Below are 6,295 nucleotides of genomic sequence, written 5' to 3'. Positions count from 1 at the left end.
GTCGGATAGCCGATTAAGCTTGCCCAATGACCGAAAATGATATTTCGTTCTTTAAACAGCGGATTTTCTAATTCAAACCAAGGTTTAAGTACTGCAGGGGCTTCTTCCACCGGTAATTTGCAATCAAAATCCAATCGGTTGTCCGTGTAACAAAAGCGCATTCGGGTCAGGACATTGGTGGTGTAACGCCAACGGGCAATTCCCGTTAGCGAATCAGACCAACGATCCGGCAGACTATCATACATTTGGCGTAGAAAATCGGTGTAATGATCGCTTTGCAAAACTGCCTCGACTTCCTTTGCACACGCCAATGTGGTTGCCAAATCCCATTCAGGGCTAATTCCGGCATGAACGAGGATGAATTTATGCTGCGGATGTTGTGCGACAAGCGGTCGGTTTCGCAGCCAATTTTGCAAATCTTCGCGATCTTCCGCTTGAAATATCGCATCAACCTTATCTTTCGGTTTCACCGATTTAATGCCTTGTAGTGTGGAAAGCAAGTGTAAATCATGGTTGCCTAGAACGACAGTTGCTTTTTCACCGAGTGATTTGACATAGCGTAAGCAAGAGAGAGAGTCATCACCACGGGCAACTAAATCTCCCGTGAGCCAAAGTTCGTCTTGGCTTGGGTCGAAATTCGCTTGTTTGAGCAGTAATTGAAATTCTTCGAAACAGCCGTGTAAATCGCCAATAATGTAGGTTGCCATAGATTAAACCTTTTATTTATCTTGTTTTATCGCAAAGTAATTGCCTTCTTCGTCTTTAAAATTACAGACGAAAAAATTCCCCATATCTTGAATTTCATTCACAAAAACACCTTTATTTTTAAGATTCGTATAAGTTTCTTGTAAGTTACTGCTTCTTAATAAAATAGAGGGTGGTAATAAATTCAGTTCGGGTTGGAATTTAGCGATAATGTTTTTATCGTGAATCACAAACTGTACATCACTTTCTTTTGTGGGGGCAATTACATAAGATTCAGCGCCAATAGCATTAAAGCTTTCAATCAATTGAAATCCTATTTTTTCACACCAAAACTGCAGGGCTTGTTTCGGGTTGCTCATATAGAGCATAATTTGTCCAATACTTTGTATCATGATAGATCCTTTATATTGGTTAGATTTTGCAAAAAAATGCAAAAATCTAACCGCTTGTTATCATTTAAATAACCAATTCACCCACAACCGATCTGGTTTCCATTCGTACTTCTTTAAGTTTCACGCGCACTGTTTGTCCGATTTGGTAAGCTTTTTCACCTTTGATATAAAGAGCGAGATCTTCAGGGCTGAACAACATCTCTTCTTTGTTATTGTGCAATGTGGAGAACGGCACGAAAATCGACGCACCGTTTTCTATCACTTTTACTCGCAAACCACTACGAGAGACATCGTGGATTTCACCGTCAAATTCGACATTTTGCTCAACCATAGGCGCAAGATAACGGGCATAGAGCCAGTCGGCAATATCTCGTTCAACCATTCGGTTTTGCTTACGGGCTTCTTGTAGGCGAGCCAAAATACTTTCTTCCACAGGGTTAGCCGTTTGGTTTGCCAACACTTGTTTGATTAAACGGTGGTTGACCATATCACCATATTTACGGATCGGTGATGTCCAAGTCGCATAATGGCTAATACCTAAGCCTAAATGCGGTGCAGATGTGGCTTTAAATTCGGCAAAGGTCAAATAGCGGCGTAAACGCATTTCCAAAAAGTTTTCAGGGAACTGCTCAATATCATAACGCATTTCACAGTAGCCTTCTAAGCTGCTTAAACGTTCAGGTGAATAGCGTTCAGACAGAGTTTCACGGTTTTCGTCGGTCGCTAAGGTATCCAATAAAAACTTACGAGCCGGCTCTAAATTTTTGCTATCAAATCCTGCGTGAGTGCTGAATACGCCGGTGTGAGCGTGCTTGTCCAAGAATTGTGCAGCACAGATATTGGCAATGATCATCGATTCTTCGATCATTTGATTTGCAATGCGACGGTACTCGATATGAATGGCTTTTACTTTACCATTTTCTTCAAGTTCAAAACTATAGTCGGCACGATCTTTAAATAACAATGCATTTTTACTGCGCCAGTCGATACGAGCTAAGGTGAATTGATGTAGCCGGTTGATCTGCTGTTCCGTTTCGGCACAATCAGGTGTCCAGTGATTTTCGACTTTTTCAAGATAATCGGACACTTCATTATAAACAAGACGAGCTTTGGATTCGACCCACGCCGACACAAAGCGCGTTTCGCCAATCACATTGCCTTGTAAATCGATATCGATATAGCCGACTAACGCTGGACGTTTTTCATTCGGTACGAGAGAACAAAGATCATCAGACAGTTCTCGCGGTAACATCGGAATGTTAAAACCAGGGAGATAGTTGGTGAAACAACGTTGGCGAGCGGCTTTTTCAATCGCGGATTGCTCAGGAATGTAAGCTGTCGGATCGGCAATCGCCACCACCAAACGCCAACCTGTTTGTGTGCCGTTTTCGTTAAGCGGCTCCACATACAACGCGTCGTCCATATCTTTGGTGCTGGCACTGTCGATAGTCGTAAAGTAGAGATGAGTAAGATCTTCACGTTCAATCTGATCATGCAGTTCATAGCTTTTTTCGTTTGCGACAGGCTCTCGAGGCTGTTCATGGCGGGCCAATGTTACCCACCAAGGAGCAAAATGGTCATCCGCTTTACAGATAAATTGAGTCACTTGAGCGAAGAAAAAACGGTCATCTCGCAACGGGTGCGTTTTAAGTTGTGCCACCACCCAGTCGCCGTTTTCAAGGGGTTCAGTCACTTTTTTCTGAGTATTGGCAGGGATAAAGTTGTTAATACTTGGGTGATCGACTGCCAGTTGTAATTTGCCGTCTTTATTAAAACGGACTTGTGCAATAAAGCGTTCTAACATCGGCTCCAGCAAACTGTCGATTTCCACTTGTTCTTTGTCGCCATCACGTTTTACCACCGCTTTGACAGTATCGCCGTGCATGACTTTTTTCATTTCAGGTGGCGGAATAAAGTAAGTGTTTTTTTCTGATTCAAGGAAACCGTAGCTTTTATCAGACGCTTTTACCACGCCTTCAACGTATTCTTTGCTTGCTTCGATTTGTTGTTTTAATTGTGCTAATAGAGGGTTGTTTTGGAACATAGTTTCTCGGGTTAATCAAAATAAAAAGAGGTGCGAGAAGCACCGATATAATTGGAAAAGTATAGCGGATTTCAGACTCACTGTCTGAAAAAAGTATGATTTTTTCGATCGTCGTTAAAAAATAAAAAGCTTAAAAGTTATTCTTTAAAAAAGCAAAAGGACAGGGTGATCCTGTCCTTTTTTCCTATATGAAAATATTCTTTTGATGAATAATTAACCGTCAATATCGCCCATTGCAACAATGCTGAAACCTGCATCAACGTGAACGACTTCACCGGTGATGCCTCCCGCTAAGTCTGAACATAAGAAGGCTGCGGAGTTACCGACATCTTCAATGGTCACTGTACGGCGTAACGGCGCAGTTTTTTCAAAGTTAGCTAACATTTTTTTGAAGTCTTTAATGCCTGACGCTGCTAACGTACGGATTGGACCTGCTGAGATTGCATTGACGCGAATATCTTCTTTACCTAAATCTGCAGCCATTACACGTGTGCTGGCTTCGAGCGACGCTTTGGCTAAACACATGACGTTGTAGTTCGGAATCGCACGCTCTGCACCTAAATAGGTTAAAGTTAATAACGCTGATTTTGGATTTAACATCGGGCGAGCGGCTTGTGCCATTGCCACAAAGCTATATGCACTGATGTCGTGAGCAATACGGAACCCTTCACGGGTTGCAGCATTGACATAGTCGCCGTCTAATTGGTCTGCAGGGGCAAAGCCGATAGAGTGAACGAAACCGTCAAATTTTTCCCAGTGTTTGCTAAGTTCTGCAAAGCACTCGGTAATGCTTTCGTCTGTTGAAACGTCCATAGGTAATACGATGTTTGAACCAAATTCTTGTGCGAACTCTTCAACACGACCTTTTAATTTATCGTTTAAATAAGTGAAAGCGAGTTCTGCACCTTCACGTTTCATTGCAGCAGCGATACCGTAAGCAATAGAACGGTTGCTCGCCAAACCTGTAATTAAAATACGTTTACCAGCTAAAAAGCCCATAATTTGTTCCTCTGTATTATATTTGGTTAAATGCCCCCAGCGGGCAAAACTGACGAATTATAACGAAGTTTTTACCTTTCGGGCAAATACAAGCGGTCAGATCGGAGTAGTTTTTTACAAATATCATTACAAAAATTTAACTTTTTCCTTGAAATAGTCCATTTCAGCCTTATTATATCGTCTGATTTTTATAGGTAGAGAAAACTAATGGGTAGAAAACGTAGTGCAAGCTCCTCGCGGTGGCTTGCCGAACATTTCAAAGATCAATTCGTACAGAAGGCGCATAAGCAAAAACTTCGTTCACGTGCTTATTTCAAATTAGATGAAATTCAACAAACCGATCGTTTGTTTAAGCCGGGTATGACGGTAGTCGATCTGGGGGCCGCACCGGGTGGCTGGTCACAATATGTCGTCACCCAAATTGGCGGTAGTGGTCGTGTTATTGCCTGCGATATTTTAGATATGAATCCGATTGTCGGGGTCGATTTTTTGCAGGGTGATTTCCGTGAAGAAAGTGTATTAAAGGCACTCTTGGAACGCGTAGGTGAAGATAAAGTTGATGTAGTGATGTCGGATATGGCACCTAATTTCAGCGGTATGCCGTCGGTAGATATTCCGCGCGCAATGTATTTGGTGGAACTTGCTTTGGATATGTGTCGTCAAGTATTGGCACCAAAAGGTTGTTTTGTGGTCAAAGTGTTCCAAGGAGAAGGATTCGACGAATATTTAAAAGAAATTCGCTCGCTATTTAGCACGGTTAAGGTGCGTAAACCGGAAGCTTCACGGGATCGTTCGCGTGAAGTTTATATTGTTGCGACCGGTTATAAAGGATAATATGGCGCGTTTCTTTGATTTGTAGTAATCTTTATAGAATTTTCAGTCAGTATAAGAGGTAAGAACCTTGAACGATATGTTTAAAAATATTTTGCTTTGGGTAGTAATTGGTTTAACGCTAATGACTGCGTTCCAAGGTTTCAATAATAATTTCGGTGGCTCTGATAATGTCGCTTATTCTACTTTTTTAAACGATATTAAAAATGATCGCTTAAAAGAAGTCGATTTTAAACGCGGTGATGAAACCATTATGGTTACCCGTACTGACGGTAGTCAATATCAAACCGTTATGCCGATGTATGATGAATATCTATTAGGTGACCTAGCGAAAACCAATACCGTAATAAAAGGTCAACCTGTAGAGCGTCGCGGTTTACTTTCCCAGATTTTTGTTTCTTGGTTCCCGATGTTGTTACTAATCGGCTTTTGGGTATTTTATATGCGCCAAATGCAAGGTGGCGGCGGCAGGGCGATGAGCTTTGGTAAAAGCAAAGCCAAAATGTTGGCACCGGATCAAATTAAAACCCGATTCAGTGACGTTGCCGGTTGTGATGAAGCCAAAGAAGAAGTGGCGGAAGTCGTTGATTTTTTACGTGATCCGAGCAAGTTCCAAAAATTGGGCGGACGTATTCCGAAAGGCATCCTCATGGTTGGTCCGCCGGGAACGGGTAAAACGTTATTGGCAAAAGCGATTGCCGGTGAGGCAAAAGTGCCGTTTTTTACTATGGCGGGTTCTGATTTCGTTGAAATGTTCGTTGGTGTCGGCGCCTCTCGAGTTCGTGATTTATTTGAACAAGCCAAGAAAAATGCCCCGTGTATTATTTTTATTGATGAAATTGATGCCGTTGGTCGTAAACGTGGTGGCGCCGGTTTTAGTGGCGGTCATGACGAACGCGAACAAACGCTTAACCAAATGTTAGTGGAAATGGACGGTTTTGAAGGAAGCGAAGGCGTTATTGTTATTGCGGCAACGAACCGTTCGGATGTATTAGATAACGCATTAACCCGTCCGGGACGTTTTGACCGTCAAGTTATGGTCGGTTTACCGGATGTTAAAGGTCGTGAGCAGATTTTGAAAGTTCATATGCAAAAAGTGCCGCTGGCACCGGATGTTGATCCGATGATCATCGCGCGTGGTACACCGGGTTATTCCGGCGCGGATTTGGCTAATTTGGTGAACGAAGCCGCGTTATTTTCCGCACGAGCAAATCAACGTGTTGTCACCATGAATGATTTTGAAAAAGCGAAAGACAAAATCAATATGGGACCGGAACGCCGTTCAATGATTATGACCGAAGAACAAAAAATTTCGACGGCGTAT

At 42.4% G+C, this 6,295-nt stretch carries 6 protein-coding genes; 2 read left to right on the top strand and 4 right to left on the bottom strand.

The window, feature by feature from the left end; genetic code table 11:
• The 4 genes from apaH to fabI all read right to left on the bottom strand — a co-directional run.
• A partial coding sequence (gene apaH, locus ACEYJ7_RS00555; RefSeq protein ID WP_373777092.1) for a bis(5'-nucleosyl)-tetraphosphatase (symmetrical) ApaH occupies nt 1-707 on the bottom strand: 707 nt, incomplete at its 3' end.
• Nucleotides 708-719: 12 nt separating this feature from the next.
• Nucleotides 720-1,097: a VOC family protein gene (locus ACEYJ7_RS00550; RefSeq protein ID WP_373777091.1), complete on the bottom strand. Its 378-nt coding sequence runs from the start codon at nt 1,095-1,097 to the stop codon at nt 720-722.
• A gap of 64 nt (nt 1,098-1,161) precedes the next feature.
• Nucleotides 1,162-3,141, bottom strand: a complete 1,980-nt coding sequence (locus ACEYJ7_RS00545) for an exoribonuclease II (RefSeq protein ID WP_373777090.1) — start codon at nt 3,139-3,141, stop codon at nt 1,162-1,164.
• A 213-nt stretch (nt 3,142-3,354) separates the two neighbouring features.
• Nucleotides 3,355-4,140, bottom strand: a complete 786-nt coding sequence (gene fabI / locus ACEYJ7_RS00540) for an enoyl-ACP reductase FabI (RefSeq protein ID WP_373777089.1) — start codon at nt 4,138-4,140, stop codon at nt 3,355-3,357.
• Between the two features lie 207 nt (nt 4,141-4,347).
• Between fabI and rlmE the strand changes: the two genes are divergently transcribed.
• Together rlmE and ftsH are read left to right on the top strand one after the other, a co-directional pair.
• Nucleotides 4,348-4,974 (top strand): 23S rRNA (uridine(2552)-2'-O)-methyltransferase RlmE, encoded by a 627-nt coding sequence (gene rlmE / locus ACEYJ7_RS00535; protein ID WP_373777088.1) that lies wholly within the window; start codon nt 4,348-4,350, stop codon nt 4,972-4,974.
• A 76-nt stretch (nt 4,975-5,050) separates the two neighbouring features.
• Nucleotides 5,051-6,295 (top strand): ATP-dependent zinc metalloprotease FtsH (gene ftsH, locus ACEYJ7_RS00530; protein ID WP_373777093.1); only part of this gene is annotated, 1,245 nt, incomplete at its 3' end.

It is taken from the genome of Glaesserella sp. (assembly GCF_041814905.1).
GTDB lineage: Bacteria > Pseudomonadota > Gammaproteobacteria > Enterobacterales > Pasteurellaceae > Glaesserella.
Note: the sequence above shows the minus strand (reverse complement) of the source record. Positions and strands in the feature narration are given on the sequence as shown.